Source organism: Citrobacter sp. Cpo089, from assembly GCF_030332695.1.
GTDB lineage: Bacteria > Pseudomonadota > Gammaproteobacteria > Enterobacterales > Enterobacteriaceae > Citrobacter > Citrobacter portucalensis.
Genome location: NZ_JAOWHJ010000067.1, coordinates 269,277 through 287,159, shown reverse-complemented (window position 1 = coordinate 287,159; position 17,883 = coordinate 269,277). Strand labels below are relative to the sequence as shown.

17 protein-coding genes and 1 pseudogene are annotated in these 17,883 nt (G+C 51.9%); 7 read left to right on the top strand and 11 right to left on the bottom strand.

Going from position 1 to position 17,883, the window contains the following annotated elements:
* The first annotated feature begins 55 nt into the window (after positions 1 to 55).
* Positions 56 to 1,171 (top strand): ribonuclease D, encoded by a 1,116-nt coding sequence (rnd, locus tag OGX92_RS17130; RefSeq protein ID WP_003833751.1) that lies wholly within the window; start codon positions 56 to 58, stop codon positions 1,169 to 1,171.
* Between the two features lie 49 nt (positions 1,172 to 1,220).
* Here rnd and OGX92_RS17125 read toward each other — a convergent pair.
* From OGX92_RS17125 to OGX92_RS17110, 4 genes and pseudogenes are all read right to left on the bottom strand, one after another.
* A pseudogene (locus tag OGX92_RS17125) lies at positions 1,221 to 2,185 on the bottom strand (PDR/VanB family oxidoreductase).
* A gap of 71 nt (positions 2,186 to 2,256) precedes the next feature.
* The gene (gene yeaW / locus OGX92_RS17120) at positions 2,257 to 3,381 is read right to left on the bottom strand and encodes a carnitine monooxygenase, oxygenase subunit YeaW (RefSeq protein WP_003833746.1); all 1,125 of its coding nucleotides are present in this window, start codon (positions 3,379 to 3,381) and stop codon (positions 2,257 to 2,259) included.
* Between the two features lie 44 nt (positions 3,382 to 3,425).
* Complete coding sequence (locus OGX92_RS17115; protein WP_003833745.1) at positions 3,426 to 5,027, bottom strand: BCCT family transporter; 1,602 nt, start codon at positions 5,025 to 5,027, stop codon at positions 3,426 to 3,428.
* 251 nt (positions 5,028 to 5,278) lie between these two features.
* Positions 5,279 to 6,361 carry a tartrate dehydrogenase gene (locus OGX92_RS17110; RefSeq protein ID WP_286586865.1) on the bottom strand — a complete coding sequence of 361 codons (1,083 nt, stop codon included), beginning with the start codon at positions 6,359 to 6,361 and terminating at the stop codon, positions 5,279 to 5,281.
* 103 nt (positions 6,362 to 6,464) lie between these two features.
* Here OGX92_RS17110 and OGX92_RS17105 point away from each other — a divergent pair, with 103 nt between their 5' ends.
* Positions 6,465 to 7,382 (top strand): LysR family transcriptional regulator, encoded by a 918-nt coding sequence (locus OGX92_RS17105; protein ID WP_003833741.1) that lies wholly within the window; start codon positions 6,465 to 6,467, stop codon positions 7,380 to 7,382.
* An 86-nt stretch (positions 7,383 to 7,468) separates the two neighbouring features.
* On the opposite strand, the gene minE is transcribed toward OGX92_RS17105, so the two are convergent.
* Genes minE through minC form a run of 3 tightly spaced genes read right to left on the bottom strand, consistent with a single transcriptional unit; the run spans position 7,469 to position 9,282 of the window.
* Positions 7,469 to 7,735, bottom strand: a complete 267-nt coding sequence (gene minE / locus OGX92_RS17100) for a cell division topological specificity factor MinE (protein WP_003833739.1) — start codon at positions 7,733 to 7,735, stop codon at positions 7,469 to 7,471.
* A 3-nt stretch (positions 7,736 to 7,738) separates the two neighbouring features.
* A complete protein-coding gene (gene minD, locus OGX92_RS17095) occupies positions 7,739 to 8,551 on the bottom strand; it encodes a septum site-determining protein MinD (RefSeq protein ID WP_003020956.1) in 813 nt (270 codons plus the stop codon).
* A 23-nt stretch (positions 8,552 to 8,574) separates the two neighbouring features.
* Positions 8,575 to 9,282 carry a septum site-determining protein MinC gene (gene minC, locus OGX92_RS17090; protein WP_003833736.1) on the bottom strand — a complete coding sequence of 236 codons (708 nt, stop codon included), beginning with the start codon at positions 9,280 to 9,282 and terminating at the stop codon, positions 8,575 to 8,577.
* A gap of 126 nt (positions 9,283 to 9,408) precedes the next feature.
* Between minC and OGX92_RS17085 the strand changes: the two genes are divergently transcribed.
* From OGX92_RS17085 to ycgN, 3 genes are all read left to right on the top strand, one after another.
* Positions 9,409 to 9,702: a YcgL domain-containing protein gene (locus OGX92_RS17085; protein ID WP_003833735.1), complete on the top strand. Its 294-nt coding sequence runs from the start codon at positions 9,409 to 9,411 to the stop codon at positions 9,700 to 9,702.
* Between the two features lie 69 nt (positions 9,703 to 9,771).
* Positions 9,772 to 10,431 (top strand): fumarylacetoacetate hydrolase family protein, encoded by a 660-nt coding sequence (locus OGX92_RS17080; RefSeq protein ID WP_003833734.1) that lies wholly within the window; start codon positions 9,772 to 9,774, stop codon positions 10,429 to 10,431.
* 92 nt (positions 10,432 to 10,523) lie between these two features.
* On the top strand, positions 10,524 to 10,970 hold the full coding sequence (gene ycgN / locus OGX92_RS17075; protein ID WP_003020944.1) for a cysteine cluster protein YcgN: 447 nt from the start codon (positions 10,524 to 10,526) through the stop codon (positions 10,968 to 10,970).
* A 29-nt stretch (positions 10,971 to 10,999) separates the two neighbouring features.
* Here ycgN and OGX92_RS17070 read toward each other — a convergent pair whose 3' ends face one another.
* The 3 genes from OGX92_RS17070 to nhaB all read right to left on the bottom strand — a co-directional run bounded on the left by OGX92_RS17070 (position 11,000) and on the right by nhaB (position 13,668).
* Entirely contained in the window at positions 11,000 to 11,341 is a 342-nt protein-coding gene (locus OGX92_RS17070) for a TehB family protein (protein WP_003020940.1), read from the bottom strand.
* Between the two features lie 110 nt (positions 11,342 to 11,451).
* Positions 11,452 to 11,982, bottom strand: coding sequence for a disulfide bond formation protein DsbB (dsbB, locus tag OGX92_RS17065; RefSeq protein WP_003844060.1), 531 nt, complete (start codon positions 11,980 to 11,982; stop codon positions 11,452 to 11,454).
* A 141-nt stretch (positions 11,983 to 12,123) separates the two neighbouring features.
* Positions 12,124 to 13,668 carry a Na(+)/H(+) antiporter NhaB gene (nhaB, locus tag OGX92_RS17060; protein ID WP_003833561.1) on the bottom strand — a complete coding sequence of 515 codons (1,545 nt, stop codon included), beginning with the start codon at positions 13,666 to 13,668 and terminating at the stop codon, positions 12,124 to 12,126.
* Between the two features lie 236 nt (positions 13,669 to 13,904).
* Here nhaB and fadR point away from each other — a divergent pair, with 236 nt between their 5' ends.
* Positions 13,905 to 14,624 (top strand): fatty acid metabolism transcriptional regulator FadR, encoded by a 720-nt coding sequence (gene fadR / locus OGX92_RS17055; RefSeq protein ID WP_003833559.1) that lies wholly within the window; start codon positions 13,905 to 13,907, stop codon positions 14,622 to 14,624.
* A gap of 102 nt (positions 14,625 to 14,726) precedes the next feature.
* Here the strand turns inward: fadR and OGX92_RS17050 are convergent, their stop codons facing one another.
* Positions 14,727 to 16,259 (bottom strand): SpoVR family protein, encoded by a 1,533-nt coding sequence (locus OGX92_RS17050; protein WP_126957293.1) that lies wholly within the window; start codon positions 16,257 to 16,259, stop codon positions 14,727 to 14,729.
* 322 nt (positions 16,260 to 16,581) lie between these two features.
* On the opposite strand from OGX92_RS17050, the gene OGX92_RS17045 reads away from it, so the two are divergent.
* Positions 16,582 to 17,880, top strand: coding sequence for a D-amino acid dehydrogenase (locus OGX92_RS17045; protein WP_003833553.1), 1,299 nt, complete (start codon positions 16,582 to 16,584; stop codon positions 17,878 to 17,880).
* Positions 17,881 to 17,883: the final 3 nt, after the last annotated feature.

The following is a 17,883-nucleotide window of genomic DNA, read 5'->3' as shown; positions in this document are numbered from 1 at the left end:
GTAATCCGGCGTTTTTTTTGGCGCAAACCTAAGAGAGCACGATTTGAATTATCAAATGATCACCACGGACGACGCGTTGGCCACGCTGTGCGAAGCCGTCCGTGAATTTCCGGCGATAGCCCTGGATACAGAATTTGTTCGCACGCGTACCTATTATCCGCAGTTGGGGCTGATCCAGCTGTTTGATGGCAAACACGTTGCTCTGATTGATCCGCAGGGGATCACCGACTGGTCGCCGCTGCGCGATATTCTGCGTGATACTGCCATCACCAAATTCCTGCATGCGGGTAGCGAAGATCTGGAAGTGTTTCTCAACGCTTTTGGCGAACTGCCGCAGCCGTTGATTGATACACAAATTCTGGCTGCTTTTTGCGGTCGTCCGCTGTCGTGGGGGTTTGCCGCGATGGTGGAAGAGTTTACGGGGGTGGCGCTGGACAAAAGCGAATCCCGCACCGACTGGCTGGCCAGACCGCTGACCGAGCGTCAGTGTGAGTACGCGGCGGCTGATGTCTGGTATCTATTACCGATCACCACAAAACTGATGGTCGAAACTGAAGCCAGCGGCTGGCTGCCAGCCGCACTGGACGAGTGCCGCTTAATGCAGCAGCGTCGCCAGGAGGTTCTGGCGCCTGAAGACGCATGGCGCGATATCACTAACGCCTGGCAGCTGCGTACCCGTCAGTTGGCCTGCTTGCAACTGCTTGCCGACTGGCGACTGCGTAAAGCACGTGAGCGCGATCTGGCAGTGAACTTTGTGGTGCGTGAAGAACACCTGTGGTCGGTCGCTCGTTATATGCCGGGGAGTCTGGGTGAACTGGACAGCCTCGGCCTTTCCGGTAGTGAAATTCGCTTCCATGGCAAAACGCTGATTTCGCTGGTAGAAAAAGCGCAGGCTTTACCGGAAGAATCATTGCCACAGCCGCTGCTGAATTTGATGGATATGCCAGGATACCGCAAAGCGTTCAAAGCCATCAAGGCGCTGGTTGCCGAGGTGAGTACTGAGCATAATCTTAGCGTCGAACTGCTGGCTTCACGCCGTCAAATCAACCAGCTACTCAACTGGCACTGGAAATTAAAGCCGCAGCAGACCCTGCCGGAGTTGGTTTCCGGTTGGCGTGGCGAACTGATGTCCGATCGTCTCAACGCGCTGCTGCAGGAATATCCGCAGTAAGACACCAGGCTCGCCGGGTTGCGCCATTGCTAACCCGGCCTGCGCAACGCTACAAATCAAGCACCAGGCGCTTACCTTTGGCGCGAGAGCAACAAATGAGCATGCTCTGCTGGCTGGCTTTTTCGTCGTCGCTGAAATACTGATCGCGGTGATCCGCTTCCCCTTCAAGAATCGTTGTTTCGCAGGTGCCGCACACGCCTTCCCGGCACAGGCACTCAACGCGCGCGGCTTTGTTATTTTCGATAACCTGCAAAATGGTCATCTCTTCCGGGACCACAAACTCGCGTCCTGAACGCGCCAGCACCAGGGTAAAGGCATCACCGCTTTTATCTTCCAGCGCAAATTGTTCGAAATGTAGCGTATTGCTGTCAGTCTATGGAGGGAAGCCGCTTCTCTGACGGCATCGTTGAGCACTGCTGGCCCGCAGGTGTAAATATGTGTGCCGGGTTCGACATCGGCCAGCAGGCGAGATAAATCAAGGCGTGTCCCTGAGCTTGACAGATGCAGATGAATACGATCGACGCTGGGGTGTTGCAGGAGTTCGTCATAAAACGCGCAGTTGTCCTGACTGGGAGAGCAATAATGCAGTTGCCATTCTGCCTGAGAGTGTTCCAGCTCCGGGATCTGCGATAAAAACGGTGTGATGCCGATACCTCCGGCAATCAACAGATGTTGTTGTGCCTGAGGGGCGAGGGCGAACAGATTGTTTGGTGTGGAGATCGTGAGCGTGTCGCCGGGTTTCACCTTTTGATGCAGATAACGTGAGCCGCCTTGGGACGCCTCTTCCAGTCGTACGGCGATTTGCCAGGCGCTGGTATCGAAGGGTGAACTCATCAGCGAGTACGCATTGCTGTATAGATTCTCGCCATCGCGCATCTGCACGATGATATGGCTGCCACCCTGAAACGCAGGCAACGGCTGGCCTGAGGTCGCCATTAGGGTGAAGCGTTTTACCTGCGCGGTAATGGTCTCAATCCGACTGACCCGGACTTCTTGCATTTGATAATCAGACATTGCGGCACTCCCTAAAAAATCTGTCCGGCGCGGTTCAACGACGCGCCGGTGTCTGTCGTTACAGCCCCTGGTTATTCCTGAAACACCTGCGCGACCAGATTATGGAAATGGGCAATGCCATGTTCGGAGATGCCGCTGCCGCTGGTGTCCGCCATAATGCGGCCCTGACCGCGATACCCGCGCGATTTCAGCCCCTTTTGCACGCTTTCAACCAGACGTAAATCTTCAGGACGAAAGACGTTGCGATACCATTCGATCAGTTGTTTCTGCTCTTCGGTCAGCTCTTCGTTGGTGAAGTAAATGTCATAGTTTTGCAGCGTAGTTTCTGCATCCACTGGAAATTCATAGATAACGGTCATCATGCCTTTGATTGGCGTAACGTTGAGCATGGTGCACGGCCACAGCCAGAAACCGTGGAAGGCGGCATCAACACCTTCTTCGAACTTAAATGACTGCTCTGACGGTTTGGCGAAACCGTATTGTAGCGTCCAGTTGCCGTGCATAGTATGCCAGTAACGATCAACCTGAACCGAGTCGGAAAAACCAGGGTGAGCCGGGCCGCAGTGGTAGCACTCCAGATAGTTATCGACAATATTCTTCCAGTTGGCTGGAGTTCGGGTCGTAAAGCGCGCCGCCAGCTTCAGGTCATGCACATCAGGGCAGGCTTCGATAACTTTGTCTGCAAGACCTGGGAGTTGTTCTTCCACGCTGCCCGCGTTCGGATCCATGTTGATAAACACGAATCCGGCATACTCTTCCAGACGTACAGGAGTAAGGTGCGCTTTTTCGCTGTCGAAGTTGGCGACATTTTCGCAGTTACGCGCATGTGCCAGATTGCCGTCAAGTTTGAACGCCCATGCGTGGTAAGGGCAGGTAATTACATTTTTCGCTTTCCCTTCGCCGCTCAACAGCTGATGACCACGATGCGGGCAAACGTTGTAGAACGCGCGCAGCACGTTATCGCGACCCCGTACCAGCACGATGTTCTCGCCAATCACTTCCCGGGTAACATAATCATTGGGCTTTGCCAGCTCGCTACTGTGGGCGACGCAAATCCAGCTTTTAGCAAACACTTTCTCTTGTTCGTGCTCGAAGGCCTGATGGTCGGTATAGAACCGGGCAGGGATAGTCCAGGCGTCCTGCGGGTTGGCACAGAAATTTTGCGGCAGAATAAACTCAGGGCTCAGATTGCTCATTGGAATACCTTTAATTTGTGAGTAAGAGGATTTTTTACTGGCGCTTAATTGTCGCCTTTGAGTAATGTCCCGGCCGGTGGCGCAACGGGGGCGTTAACTGGCGTTTCGGGAAGATGACTTTCAATTTGATGCGCAGGAACGTGGGCATAGTCCTGCCGTACCCAACGAAGAAAACCGCCAACCTTCACCAACAGAATGGCGAGGAAGGGAAGTGCGGTCAGAACCACCGTGGTCTTCATGGTTTCCAGGGACGCGCCGGTGAATAAAATCGATAAGGGGATCAGGGTGATGACCACGCACCAGAACAGACGTAAGCTACGCTGCGGATCTTCCCCTTCCTGCAGGTTACGCGTGCTGGTGGCCGCCATGGTGTAGGCGACGGCATCCATATGCGAGGCGAGAAAAATAATCATGATCGCCAGATACGCCACCAGGAACAGTTTCCCGGCAGGCAACGACATCAACACTTGCTGTACGGCTGTTTCGCCGCCTAACGTGGCCATAACCTGCGGTACGTCGATCACACCGTTCACAAACTGGTGAATGGAGTAGCTTTCCATCACGCCAAAGAAGAACCAGCAGCCAACGGTACTACCTAAGATTAACGCCCAGATAACCTCTTTGATTTTGCGACCACGGGATACGCGAGTGACAAACATTGCCACGCCAGGGGTGTAGGAGATCCACCACAGCCAGTAGAACACCGTCCAGTTGCGGGTGAACTCACCGTTGCCAAGTGGATCGGTGAACAGGCTCATCTGCAAAAAGTTTTGCGTCGTCAGACCAATGGCGTTGATGATGTTATTGGTGATGAATTCGGTCGGGCCGACAATCAGCACCAGCAGCGGCAGTAAAAACGCCCCCCAGCCGACCATTTTGCTCAGACGTTGCAAGCCGTTGTTGATGCCAATCCAGGAGCTCAGACAGAAAATGCCGCCAGAGAACAGGATAACAAACGCCTGTACGGTGAAGTTATCCGGTAAACCCGTGAGAGCAGATAAACCACGGGTAAAGGTGGCGGCGGTGACAACCAGAGAGATGGTTAACGCGCCAACTGTTGCGATCAGGAACATCAAATCAACCAGCCGGCCCCACACCCCCTGCGGATGCACGCCGGTGATAGCGGCGATTATTCCGGACAGGCTCAGCCCTTTGTTTTTCCGCACATGAAAGTGGTAGGCCATGGTTAATGAAGCCAGCGTATAGGTCGCCCAGGCGCTGATTCCCCAATGGAAAAAAGAGTAGGGTAAGCTGTATTCCAGCGCTTTTTGCGAGTGCGGAGCGATATTCAGACCCGGGGTCTGGTAATAATAGGCCCACTCAGCAACGCCCCAGTAGAGCGTGGAGGAACCTAGTCCGGCACAAATAAACATAAACAGCCAGGACAGCGTGCTGTATTCCGCTTTTCCTTCTCCCAGACGAATGTTGCCGTATTTGCTGGTGGCCAGCCAGACGACCAGACCCATCGCCATCAGAACGAGGATCTGCACGGCGGAACCCAGCATCCGGGTAACGCCGTTAAAAAGGGTATTTGCAACTTGTGCAGACTGCTGAGGGAAGAGACTAAGTGTGGCGGCGATGAAAAGAATAGCCACCAGGCTGATGGCTATCAGCGGCATGTCTTTTTTCTTTACGTTGCTCAACATGGGATCTCCTGGGCACAGTTGCCCGCGTATGGCATTAGCCTGTCGTTGTTATCATGCTGTAGGGAATTAGTGATTTTGTATTTAACAATTTTATTATTTGTTCTTTACATGAATTAAACAATTGCCCGATACGTGAAGCAATAAAACACGGAACGGAAATAATAAAAGGTGAATTGGCGCAGGTTTTTGGCGACATAAAACGCATAAAAAAGCCGCGTCAGTGACGCGGCTCATATTTTGTGGTTTGACCTCTAACGCAGTGCCTGAGCGATGGCTTCACCTACCTGTTGGGTGGTGGCGTTGCCTTTCATATCTGGCGTTTTCGGGCCGCTGGCAATAACTTGCTCAATTGCTGCCAGAATACCGTCGTGGGCGGCTTTATAGTTGGCATCACCGTTGCCAAGGAAGTCGAGCATCATGGCGCCAGCCCAGATAGTCGCTATAGGGTTGGCGATGTTCTTGCCGTAGATATCGGGGGCCGAACCGTGTACTGGCTCGAACAGGGACGGGAAGGTGCGTTCCGGGTTTAAGTTGGCTGAAGGCGCAATGCCAATCGTTCCGGTACAGGCTGGACCCAGATCGGAAAGGATGTCGCCAAACAGGTTGGAGGCAACCACCACGTCAAAACGCTCCGGCTGCATCACAAAGCGGGCGCAGAGTATATCAATATGCTGTTTATCCCAACGGATCTCGGGATAGTGAGCCGCCATTGCTTCCACGCGCTCGTCCCAGTACGGCATGCTGATGGCCAGTCCATTGGATTTAGTCGCCGAGGTCAGGGTTTTGCGCGGGCGGTTTTGCGCCAGCTCGAAAGCGTAACGCAATATACGATCCACGCCGCGACGGGTGAAGACCGACTCCTGGATAACCACTTCGTGTTCTGTACCTTCGCTTACGCGTCCGCCGAGTGAAGAGTATTCTCCCTCGGTGTTCTCGCGCACCACATAGAAATCAATGTCGCCAGGCTGCTTGCCTGCCAGCGGGCAAGGTACGCCTGGAAACAGGCATACCGGGCGCAGGTTGACATACTGGTCGAATTCGCGGCGAAACTTAAGCAGTGAACCCCATAATGAGATGTGGTCCGGTACGGTTTCCGGCCAGCCAACGGCACCAAAATAGATAGCATCGAAGGATTGTAACTGCTCATGCCAGTCATCCGGCATCATCTTCCCGTGATGGGCGTAGTACTCGCAGCTGGCCCATTCCATTTGCTCAAAGCTGAGTGACAACCCCCAACGCTCGGCGGCTGCCTGCAACACCTGAATGCCTTCAGGCAGGACTTCTTTACCAATGCCATCTCCGGGGATAGCGGCAATACGACAGGTTTTCTTCATAGCAGCTCTCACTTGTACGCCATCAAAATTGACTTTCCCCGTATCCTATAATTGACTGATTAATAGTTAATCCCCCTAACTGGTGAAACATAAAACACAGATCATGAATAATCTGCCGCTGTTAAATGATTTACGCGTCTTTATGCTGGTTGCCCGTCGTGCGGGATTTGCCGCCGTTGCCGAAGAGCTGGGCGTATCTCCGGCTTTTATCAGTAAGCGCGTTGCCCTGTTGGAACAAACGCTGAACGTGGTGCTGTTGCACCGAACAACGCGGCGCGTAACCATCACGGAAGAGGGGGAGCGGATCTACGAATGGGCACAGCGGATCCTGCAGGATGTCGATCAGATGATGGACGAGCTGTCCGATGCCAGGCAGATCCCGCAGGGGATGCTACGAATTATCAGTAGCTTTGGTTTTGGCCGCCGGGTGGTCGCTCCGGCGCTGTCTGCGCTGGCAAAAGAGTACCCGCAGTTAGAACTGAGGTTCGATGTTGAAGACCGTCTGGTAGATATGGTCAATGAGGGCGTCGATCTTGATATTCGTATCGGGGATGATATCGCGCCGAACCTGATTGCCCGCAAGCTGGCGACTAACTACCGTATTCTGTGCGCCTCGCCGGAATTTGTGGCGCAGCATGGAGTGCCGAAACAACTGAACGATCTTTCTACTTTTCCCTGCCTGGTTATTAAAGAACGCGACCATCCGTTTGGTATCTGGCAAATGCGTAATAAAGAGGGCGCACACTCAATAAAGGTTACGGGGCCGCTGTCGTCTAACCATGGCGAAGTGGTACATCAATGGTGTCTGGATGGGCAGGGAATTGCTTTGCGTTCGTGGTGGGACGTTTGCGACAACATTGCCAGCGGACATCTGGTGCATATATTGCCTGAGTATTATCAACCCGCCAATATATGGGCGGTTTATGTCTCCCGGCTGGCGACGTCGGCAAAAATCCGTATTACGGTTGAGTATTTGCGCCGCTATTTTGCCGAAAACTACCCAAAGTTTACTTTGGAATAAATGCTCGATAGGTTAGTCAGAGATAGAAAATAAAAAAGGCAGAATAATCTGCCTTTTTCGTAACCATGATTTAGCGACAGAAGAGCTTATTTAGACTCTTCCGCTTCAGGTAATGTCACGTTAAGTTCGAGGATCGAAATATCGCCGTCTTTTTGTTCAAGTTGTACCGTGACCATTTCGGGATCAATTTGTACATACTTGCAGATAACGTCGAGAATATCCTTGCGCAGCTGCGGTAAATAATGTGGCTCGGCGTCACTACGACGACGTTCCGCAACAATAATCTGCAGTCGCTCTTTAGCGATGTTCGCTGTGCTCTTTTTCCGCGAGAGAAAAAAATCCAGTAATGCCATAACTTATCCTCCGAACAGGCGTTTGAGGAAACCTTTCTTCTCTTCTTCAATGAAGCGGAAAGGACGTTCTTCTCCCAACAGACGGTCTACGGTATCAGCATAGGCTTTACCGGCATCAGCATTGATGTCGAGAATAACCGGCTCACCCTGGTTAGACGCGCGCAGGACTGACTGATCTTCAGGAATCACGCCAACCAGCTTGATTCGCAGAATTTCCAGTACGTCTTCCATGCTCAGCATGTCACCTTTATTTACGCGGCCAGGGTTGTAGCGCGTAAGCAGCAGATGCTCTTTAATTGGATCTTCACCGTTTTCCGCGCGACGAGATTTCGACGCCAGAATACCCAGAATACGGTCAGAGTCACGTACAGAGGAGACTTCCGGGTTGGTGGTAATAATCGCTTCATCGGCAAAATAGAGGGCCATCAGCGCACCGGTTTCAATACCCGCCGGAGAGTCGCAGACGATGAAGTCGAATTCCATCGTTTTCAGATCGTCCAGAACTTTCGCGACGCCTTCACGCGTCAACGCGTCTTTATCGCGAGTTTGTGAGGCCGGAAGAATAAAGAGATTTTCGGTACGCTTATCTTTGATTAGCGCCTGATTTAACGACGCATCGCCCTGAATAACGTTGACGAAGTCGTAAACGACGCGGCGTTCACAACCCATAATCAGATCAAGATTACGCAGGCCGATATCAAAATCAATAACGACAGTTTTCTTTCCCTTCTGGGCCAAACCTGTAGCGATGGCCGCGCTGGAGGTGGTTTTGCCAACGCCCCCTTTACCCGAAGTAACAACAATAATGCGTGCCATAGAAATTCCTTGTTAAAAAGGGATCAATTCAACGGTTGAACTGTCAAAGCGTTTTCTGCTAATTGCAGACGTGCCGCTTTGCCATAAAATTCTGCTGGGATTTTATCACTCAGCCAATAAACACCTGCGATAGACACCAGTTCTGCCGTCAGATGGGTACAAAAAATTTGCGCTTCCCGGTCACCGCTTGCGCCTGCCAACGCACGGCCTCTCATCATTCCATAAACATGAATATTGCCATCAGCGATAAGCTCTGCGCCTGCACTGACGTGGCTTGTAACAATCAGATCACATTGTGGTGCATAAATGCGCTGACCGGAACGAACCGGCACATTTATTAATCGTGTTTTTGTGATGGGAGTAACGTTTTGTGGCGGAGCGACGGGAGCCGGGGCCTCAACGGGCGCAGGACGAATAGCTTTTTCTTTACCTTCAGTCAGTAAAGGAAGACCCATTTCGTCGATTTCAGCCTTGAGTCTGGCGTCTTTGCATCCGCTAACGCCGATAATGCGCAATCCGGTAGACGCGACAACCTTCTGCAGCGCTGACCAGTTTACCGGGCTTTCAAGACCACTCACGTTAACCACTACGGGAGCATGTTTTAAAAAAGCAGGTGCCTGCGCGATTTTGTCTTCCAACGCCTGACGAATAACCTCGGGTTCTGCTTCATGTAAATGAACCACGGATAAGGTGAAGCTACTGCCTTTAAGCTCGATTGGCGTGTTTGACATCCTGGCCTTACTCAATTTGCTATTTATCATCCCCAGCGCGGGGTGATATTCCGAAGACTATAAGGCATGTTATAGTCAGTATTATATTGAGGCAAGCCACCATTCCGTGAATTCAGAGTAAAAGATATGTTTTGTGTGATCTACCGAAGCAGTAAACGTGACCAGACCTATTTATATGTCGAAAAAAAAGACGATTTCTCGCGAGTTCCTGAAGAACTGATGAAAGGATTTGGTCAGCCGACGCTGGCAATGATGTTGCCGCTTGATGGCCGTAAAAAGCTGGTTAATGCCGATCTGGAAAAAGTAAAACAGGCACTCACCGAGCAGGGCTATTATTTACAAATACCACCGCCGCCAGAAGATTTACTTAAACAGCATCTGGCCGCGACGAAACAAAATACACCAGACGATAAACGTTAAACTGCATCCGGCAGCAGCACGCCCCATCGATGCAGTACCTGAAATTGATAACTACGTTAGGGGAAAGTAATGTATCAACATCATAACTGGCATGGTGCTCTGCTGGATTATCCGGTGAGTAAGGTGGTTTGCGTAGGGAGTAACTATGCCAACCATATTAAAGAGATGGGTGGAACGCCTCCGGAAGAGCCGGTGCTGTTTATTAAACCGGAAACCGCGCTGTGCGATTTGCGTCAGCCGCTGGTTATCCCATCTGATATGGGTTCGGTTCACCATGAAGTTGAGCTGGCTGTTTTGATTGGCGCGACCTTACGTCAGGCGACGGAAGAACATGTGCGCAAAGCCATCGCGGGCTATGGCGTCGCGTTGGATCTGACCCTGCGTGATATTCAGGGCAAAATGAAGAAGGCGGGGCAGCCATGGGAAAAAGCGAAGGGTTTTGATAACTCTTGCCCGCTGTCAGGGTTTATTCCGGTGGCGGAGTTTAACGGCGATCCACAGGATACGATGCTCGGATTAACGGTCAACGGTGAACAGCGTCAGCACGGCACCACGGCGGATATGATCCATCAAATCGTTCCTTTGATTGCCTACATGAGTCGTTTCTTTACCCTCAAAGCGGGCGATGTTGTGTTGACGGGGACGCCAGCGGGCGTTGGGCCGTTAAACAGCGGTGATGAACTGGCTATCAGTTTTCATGGTCAAACGCTGACGACACGCGTGCTGTAATCTCTTCTTGCCGCCTTTTCGGGCGGCAAAACTTGCATCAGCGTGCCAGACTGGTTATAAGGTGCAGCTTTATTGCAATAGCGGATACCCTGATGAGCGACATACCTTTCTGGCAAAGTAAAACCCTGGATGAAATGACCGATGCCGAGTGGGAGTCATTATGTGACGGGTGTGGTCAATGCTGCCTGCATAAGCTGATGGATGAAGACACCGACGAAATCTATTTTACTAACGTCGCGTGTAAGCAGCTCAATATCAAAACCTGTCAGTGCCGTAATTACGAACGTCGATTCGAGTACGAGCCTGACTGTATCAAACTGACGCGCGATAATCTGCCTACCTTTGAATGGCTGCCGATGACCTGTGCGTATCGTCTGCTAGCGGAAGGTAAAGGGCTGCCGGAGTGGCATCCACTGCTGACGGGATCAAAAGCGGCGATGCACGGTGAACGTATTTCAGTACGTCATATTGCGGTGAAAGAATCGGAAGTGCGTGACTGGCAGGATCATATTCTGAACAAACCTTCATGGGCGGACTAAGCCGCCCATCGATTAGCAGGCGTTAAGGCTTAGGACTTTTTCGCCTGATACATCTCATCTCCATGGTTGTCATCTTCAACCCAGAAATTGATGTTGAATTGAGCGTCGTCGCTTAATTCAACGCGATGCCAATACTGCGGTGGACTGGTCGCAAACTGACCGGCATTAATCACCACTTTTACTTCAGGCTCTTTTGCGTCTTCATTGGCAAAGCCGTAATACGTTACCGTACCTTCCATCACACAAAGCTGGCCAAAAACGCCTGCTGCAGTGTTATGGTGAGAAAGCAGTGCTGCAGGGACGTTGTCTTTGGTAAAGAAGGGAGTAGAGCGTTTAACTTTCCAGTTTGCCGGGATGCGTAAATGGGACATAAGACATCTCCTTGGTGTGGCATCTATAAGATGTATTTAATATACATCTTATAGATGCCAGCAGGCAATGAATTTAAGGCAAAAAAAACGCTCCCGAAGGAGCGTCTCTATTAGCGACCGAAGAGGTCACGTTTTTTCGGTTTGAACGGCTGTGCTATCACCACCAGCACGGCGACCACCAGGTAGGCGGCGAAGATCCCCAACAGCCACTGCGGCATTTCCAGGGTTAAAAAAGACCACTGGCGCTCAGCACAGTCACCGGACGCTAAAAACACCTGCGGCAGCCATTTGTCCAGTGGCAGCCAGCTTGGGAAGCGTGCGGCAAAATCACAGGTCATAAACGGTGATGGGTGCAGCTGAATCATGGTGTGCTCATACGCTAACTGAAGTCCGCGCCAGGCACTGTAAATCCAGATTATCATCGCCACATAGCGCAGCGGTGTTTTTGGTGCGATAGCACCAACCAGCCCTGCACCCATCACGCCGAATAATGCGCTACGTTCGTAAATACACAACACGCAAGGTTTTAGCAGCATGACGTGCTGGAACCACAGCGCGACGAGCTCCAGCGCAAAGGCGGTTAACGCCAACAATAACCATGCTCCACGACCTCGGGAGCACTGGTTTAAAAATCGCAACATAATCATTTCCCTGCAACATGCGTAGAGACCGCAGTTTAAACCAATTCACTTTATGCGCCACTAGCGGGAATTGAAAATTTGCGTAATCGGATATTTATCATGCAAAAAGTCAAACCGGGCAGTGATTTGCCCGGTTAATTGTTATGAAAGTGTAGCTAACCAGCCCGTTTGAGTCATCCACTCGGTCACCGGTACCAGCGTGAACTCGACGCAAAGCAGACCAACGAGCGTCAGGACGAGAGTATACGGCAGGGCCATCCACACCATGCGGCCATAAGAGAGGCGAATCAATGGTGCCAGCGCGGAGGTCAGCAGGAACAGGAACGCCGCCTGACCGTTTGGTGTGGCCACGGAAGGCAGGTTGGTCCCGGTATTAATCGCTACCGCTAACAGTTCGTACTGGTTGAGGCTGATGGTCCCTTGTTCCAGTGCGGCTTTGGCTTCGTTAATGTAAATAGTGCCGACAAAAACGTTATCAGAGATCGAAGACAGCAGGCCGTTGAAGAGATAAAACAGCGTCAGTTGAGCATGCTCAGAAGACTGCAAAACAAACTGAATTATCGGCGAAAAGAGCTGTTGATCGATAATCACCGCGACAATAGAGAAGAACACGGTCAGCAGCGCGGTGAAGGGTAGCGACTCGGTAAAGGCTTTACCTATCGCATGTTCGTCGGTGACGCCGGTCAACGAGGTTGCCAGAATGATGACCGACAAACCGATCAATCCGACTTCTGCCAGGTGCAGGGCCAAAGCAACGACCAGCCAGACGCCAATAATCGCCTGGACAATCAGTTTGATTTTGTCCTGACGGGTACGTTGTTGGCGGCTCTGATCGTCAAACTGTTGCAGGACATCACGGACGGTCTCCGGCAGCGTTTCGCCATAGCCAAACCAGCGTAATTTCTCGACCAGCACACAGGTTAACAGGCCGCAAATCAGTACCGGGACGGTAACCGGCGACATGCGCAGGAAGAAGTCACCAAAATGCCAGCCAGCTGCTTTGGCGATAATCAGGTTTTGTGGTTCGCCCACCATGGTCATCACGCCGCCTAACGCCGTACCGACACCCGCGTGCATCATCAGGCTACGCAGAAAACCGCGGAACTGCTCAAGTACGACTTTATTGTGCTGATCGATATGGCTGTCATCGAGCATGTTGTTGTCTTCCGCGCGAGAAGAAGCAACGCGATGGTAGATACCATAAAAACCGACCGCAACGCTGATCACCACGGCCACGACGGTCAACGCATCGAGGAACGCCGAGAGGAAAGCGGCTGCAACACAAAAAGACAGCGACAGCAGCGTCTTGGAGCGAATAGTGAGCAGCAGACGCGTGAAAATAAACAGTAATAACTGCTTCATAAAGTAGATGCCTGCCACCATAAACATCAGCAGCAATAACACCTCAAGGTTTGCGGCAACCTCTTCACGCACATGCGTGGCGCTGGTCATGCCAATAATGACAGCTTCGATAGCCAACAGCCCGCCTGGCAGCAGTGGGTAGCATTTTAACGCCATCGCCAGCGTGAAAATGAACTCGGCCACCAGCAACCAGCCGGCGATAAAAGGGTTGATGAAAAAAATAATCGGGTTGACGACTAAGAAGACAAGCAGTGCAAGTTTGTACCAGTCTGGTGATTGACCTAAAAAATTGCGCCACATCGCGCGGCCCCATGATAGCTCCATGGTGATTTCCCTACCTTTAAAAATGAAATCATGTTTTTATGTTTGACCGCAAAGCTTAGCGGGAGGAGGGAGTACAGGCAAGCTATTCACGAGACTGACAAGGTTGGCTGTACTGTAGCGTTATTTGGAAAATGAAGCCTTGATCCACTTTTTCTTCATTGCGTCAGCTATCAGCTAAGATACCCATCTGGTATGATGTGTGTAACTATGTTTTGCTGTGTAATGGAATTTTTACTATGGTCATTAAGGCGCAAAGCCCGGCTGGGTTCGCGGAAGAATACATCATTGAAAGTATCTGGAATAACCGCTTCCCACCTGGCACTATTTTGCCCGCTGAACGTGAACTCTCCGAACTTATTGGGGTGACACGTACCACGCTACGCGAAGTATTGCAGCGGTTGGCGCGAGATGGCTGGTTGACCATTCAACACGGCAAACCGACGAAGGTGAATAACTTCTGGGAAACCTCCGGGCTGAATATTCTTGAAACGCTGGCGCGTCTCGATCACGAGAGTGTCCCGCAGTTGATTGATAATCTGCTGTCTGTGCGTACCAATATTTCAACGATCTTTGTTCGTACTGCGTTTCGCCAGCATCCTGATAAAGCGCAGGAGGTTCTGGCGACGGCAAATCAGGTGGCCGACCACGCTGACGCATTTGCCGATCTGGATTATAACATTTTCCGCGGTCTGGCATTTGCCTCCGGCAATCCGATTTACGGTTTGATCCTCAACGGTATGAAAGGATTATATACCCGCATTGGCCGTCATTATTTTGCCAATCCGGAAGCGCGCGCGCTGGCGCTGAGCTTCTACCGTAAACTGTCAGAACTCTGCGAGCAGGGCGCTCATGAGCAGGTGTATGAAACGGTGCGCCGCTATGGTCACGACAGCGGCGAAATTTGGCATCGTATGCAGAAGAGCCTGCCGGGCGACTTAGCTATTCAGGGCCGTTAATCGCTCCATGCCGGATGGCGACGCCAAAGCGTCTTATCCGGCCTACAATACGTGCACTTCGTAGGCCGGATATGGTGTTTACACCGCCTCCGGTAATAAGATTTACAGACCGTTCATCCTTGGCGGGCAACGCTCCAACAGCTCCACGCTGCCATCTTCATTCTGTTGCTCCAGCATCACGTCAAAACCCCAAAGCCGGTGTACGTGCTTGAGCACTTCTTTGCGTCCTTTATCCAGCGGCGCGCGGTTATGCGGAATGTAGCGTAAGGTGAGCGAACGGTCGCCACGCAGATCGACGTTCCAGATTTGAATATTCGGCTCCAGGTTGCTGAGGTTGTATTGCGACGACAACCTGTTGCGGATCTCACGATATCCTTCCTCATTATGAATCGCAGATATCTCCAGGTAGTTGTGACGATCGTCATCCAGCACGGTGAACAGACGGAAATCACGCATCACCTTTGGTGACAGGAACTGGCTGATAAAGCTCTCATCTTTGAAATCGCGCATCGCGAAATGCAGGGTTTCCAGCCAGTCAGAACCCGCTATGTCCGGGAACCAGTATTTGTCCTCCTCGGTCGGCGACTGACAAATACGTTTGATATCCTGGAACATGGCAAACCCCAGGGCATAAGGGTTTATCCCGCTATACCACGGGCTGTTGTAGGGCGGCTGAAATACCACATTGGTATGGCTATGCAGAAACTCCAGCATAAACCGCTCGGTGACTTTACCCTCATCATAAAGGTGGTTCAGGATGGTGTAATGCCAGAAAGTGGCCCAGCCTTCGTTCATCACCTGCGTCTGTTTCTGCGGATAAAAATACTGGCTGACCTTGCGTACAATGCGCAGCACTTCGCGTTGCCAGGACTCCAGCAGCGGGGCGTTCTTCTCCATGAAGTACAGCAGGTTTTCCTGTGGCTCAGAGGGATAACGCCGGGCTTCCGCCACAGTTTTCTCTTCCTCTTTCTTCGGCAGCGTGCGCCACAACATATTCACCTGGCTTTGCAGATACTCTTCACGGCTTTTCTGACGGGCTTTCTCTTCCTGTAGGGAGATTTTTTGCGGGCGTTTGTAACGGTCAACGCCGTAGTTCATCAGCGCATGGCAGGAGTCGAGCAGCTTTTCGACTTCATCCACGCCGTAACGCTCTTCACACTGGGTTATATAGTTTCGCGCGAAGATCAGGTAATCGACAATGGAACTGGCATCCGTCCAGCTTCGGAACAGGTAGTTGTTTTTGAAGAAGGAGTTGTGTCCGTAGCAGGCATGCGCCATCACCAGCGCCTGCATGGTGATGGTGTTCTCCTCCATCAGATACGCGATACACGGATTGGAGTTGATAACAATCTCATAGGCCAGTCCCTGCTGACCATGCTTATACAAGCGCTCGGTTTCAATAAACTTTTTACCAAACGACCAGTGAGGATAGTTGATCGGCATCCCGACGCTGGAGTAAGCGTCCATCATCTGTTCGGAGGTGATCACCTCGATTTGGTGCGGGTAGGTGTCCAGTTTGTAGAGTTTCGCCACGCGGTCTATCTCTGCCAGATAGACATCCAGCAGATCAAACGTCCAGTCGGGTCCATCGCTTAACCGTGTGCTGTCCTTGTTCATGGAATCAATCGTAGCCATTCGCGCACCCTCATTGTTGGCGGCACTCTCTGTCTGGAGTACCTCATGTCAAGCATAGATCATGGTGTTAAAAAACGTGCTGCGGCAGAAATTTTTTCTTTGCGATTTCACGTTAGCTTGGCGTCGAAAAATGGCATGGCCGCAAAATTTTATGCTGGATAAAAATAACGCACAGCAGGAGATGCCAAAGCGGAGAGTCCCCAGCCATCACCGCTATATGTGAGGTAAGTCACCATAAAAAAGCCATATGTTGAATAATATTTTCAACTGAGTTATCAAGATGTAATTAGATGATTGTTCTTTTACTGTTAACGGAGTGGCTATGCGAGTTGTCATACTGGGAAGTGGTGTCGTTGGCGTGACTAGCGCCTGGTACTTAAGTCAGGCTGGACACGATGTCACCGTCATTGATCGTGAGCCCGGTCCGGCACTGGAAACCAGTGCGGCGAACGCGGGGCAAATCTCTCCAGGTTATGCAGCACCATGGGCGGCACCAGGCGTACCGCTAAAAGCAATTAAGTGGATGTTTCAGCGCCACGCTCCGCTGGCCGTCCGTCTTGACGGAACCCAGTTCCAGTTGAAATGGATGTGGCAGATGCTGCGCAACTGCGACACCAGCCACTATATGGAAAATAAAGGACGCATGGTGCGGCTGGCGGAATACAGCCGTGATTGCCTGAAAGCGCTGCGCGCCTCTACCGGTATCGAGTACGAAGGACGTCAGGGCGGAACCCTGCAACTTTTCCGTACTGCCCAACAGTATGAGAATGCCACTCGCGACATCGCCGTGCTCGAAGACGCTGGCGTGCCATATCAACTGCTGGAAGCAAACCGTCTGGCGGAAGTCGAACCCGCACTGGCAGAAGTGGCGCACAAACTGACCGGTGGTCTGCGCTTACCGAATGATGAAACCGGCGACTGCCAGCTGTTTACCCAGCGTCTGGCGCAGATGGCGGAGCAGGCAGGCGTTAAGTTTCGCTTTAATACCCCGGTCGATAAGCTGCTGAGCGATGGTGAGCAGATTTATGGCGTCCAGTGCGGCGAAGAGATAGTTAAAGCCGATGCCTATGTGATGGCGTTTGGTTCGTACTCCACGGCAATGCTGAAAGGGATCGTTGATATCCCGGTCTATCCGCTCAAAGGCTATTCGTTGACCATTCCGGTGGCGCAAGACGACGGTGCGCCGGTTTCTACTATCCTTGATGAAACCTACAAAATCGCTATTACCCGCTTTGACAATCGTATTCGCGTAGGCGGTATGGCGGAGATTGTCGGCTTTAATACAGAACTGCTACAACCTCGTCGTGAAACGCTGGAAATGGTCGTACGCGATCTCTTCCCGCGCGGCGGTCATGTGGAACAGGCAACCTTCTGGACCGGACTGCGTCCGATGACGCCGGACGGAACGCCGGTGGTGGGGCGCACCCGCTTTAAGAATCTGCTGCTCAATACCGGCCACGGCACGCTGGGTTGGACCATGGCCTGCGGCTCCGGTCAGCTGCTGAGCGATATCCTTTCTGGCCGCACGCCAGCCATTCCTTATGACGATCTGAGCGTGGCGCGTTACAGTCCGGGGTTTACCCCCTCTCGTCCACGGCATTTACATGGCGCACATAACTGATAA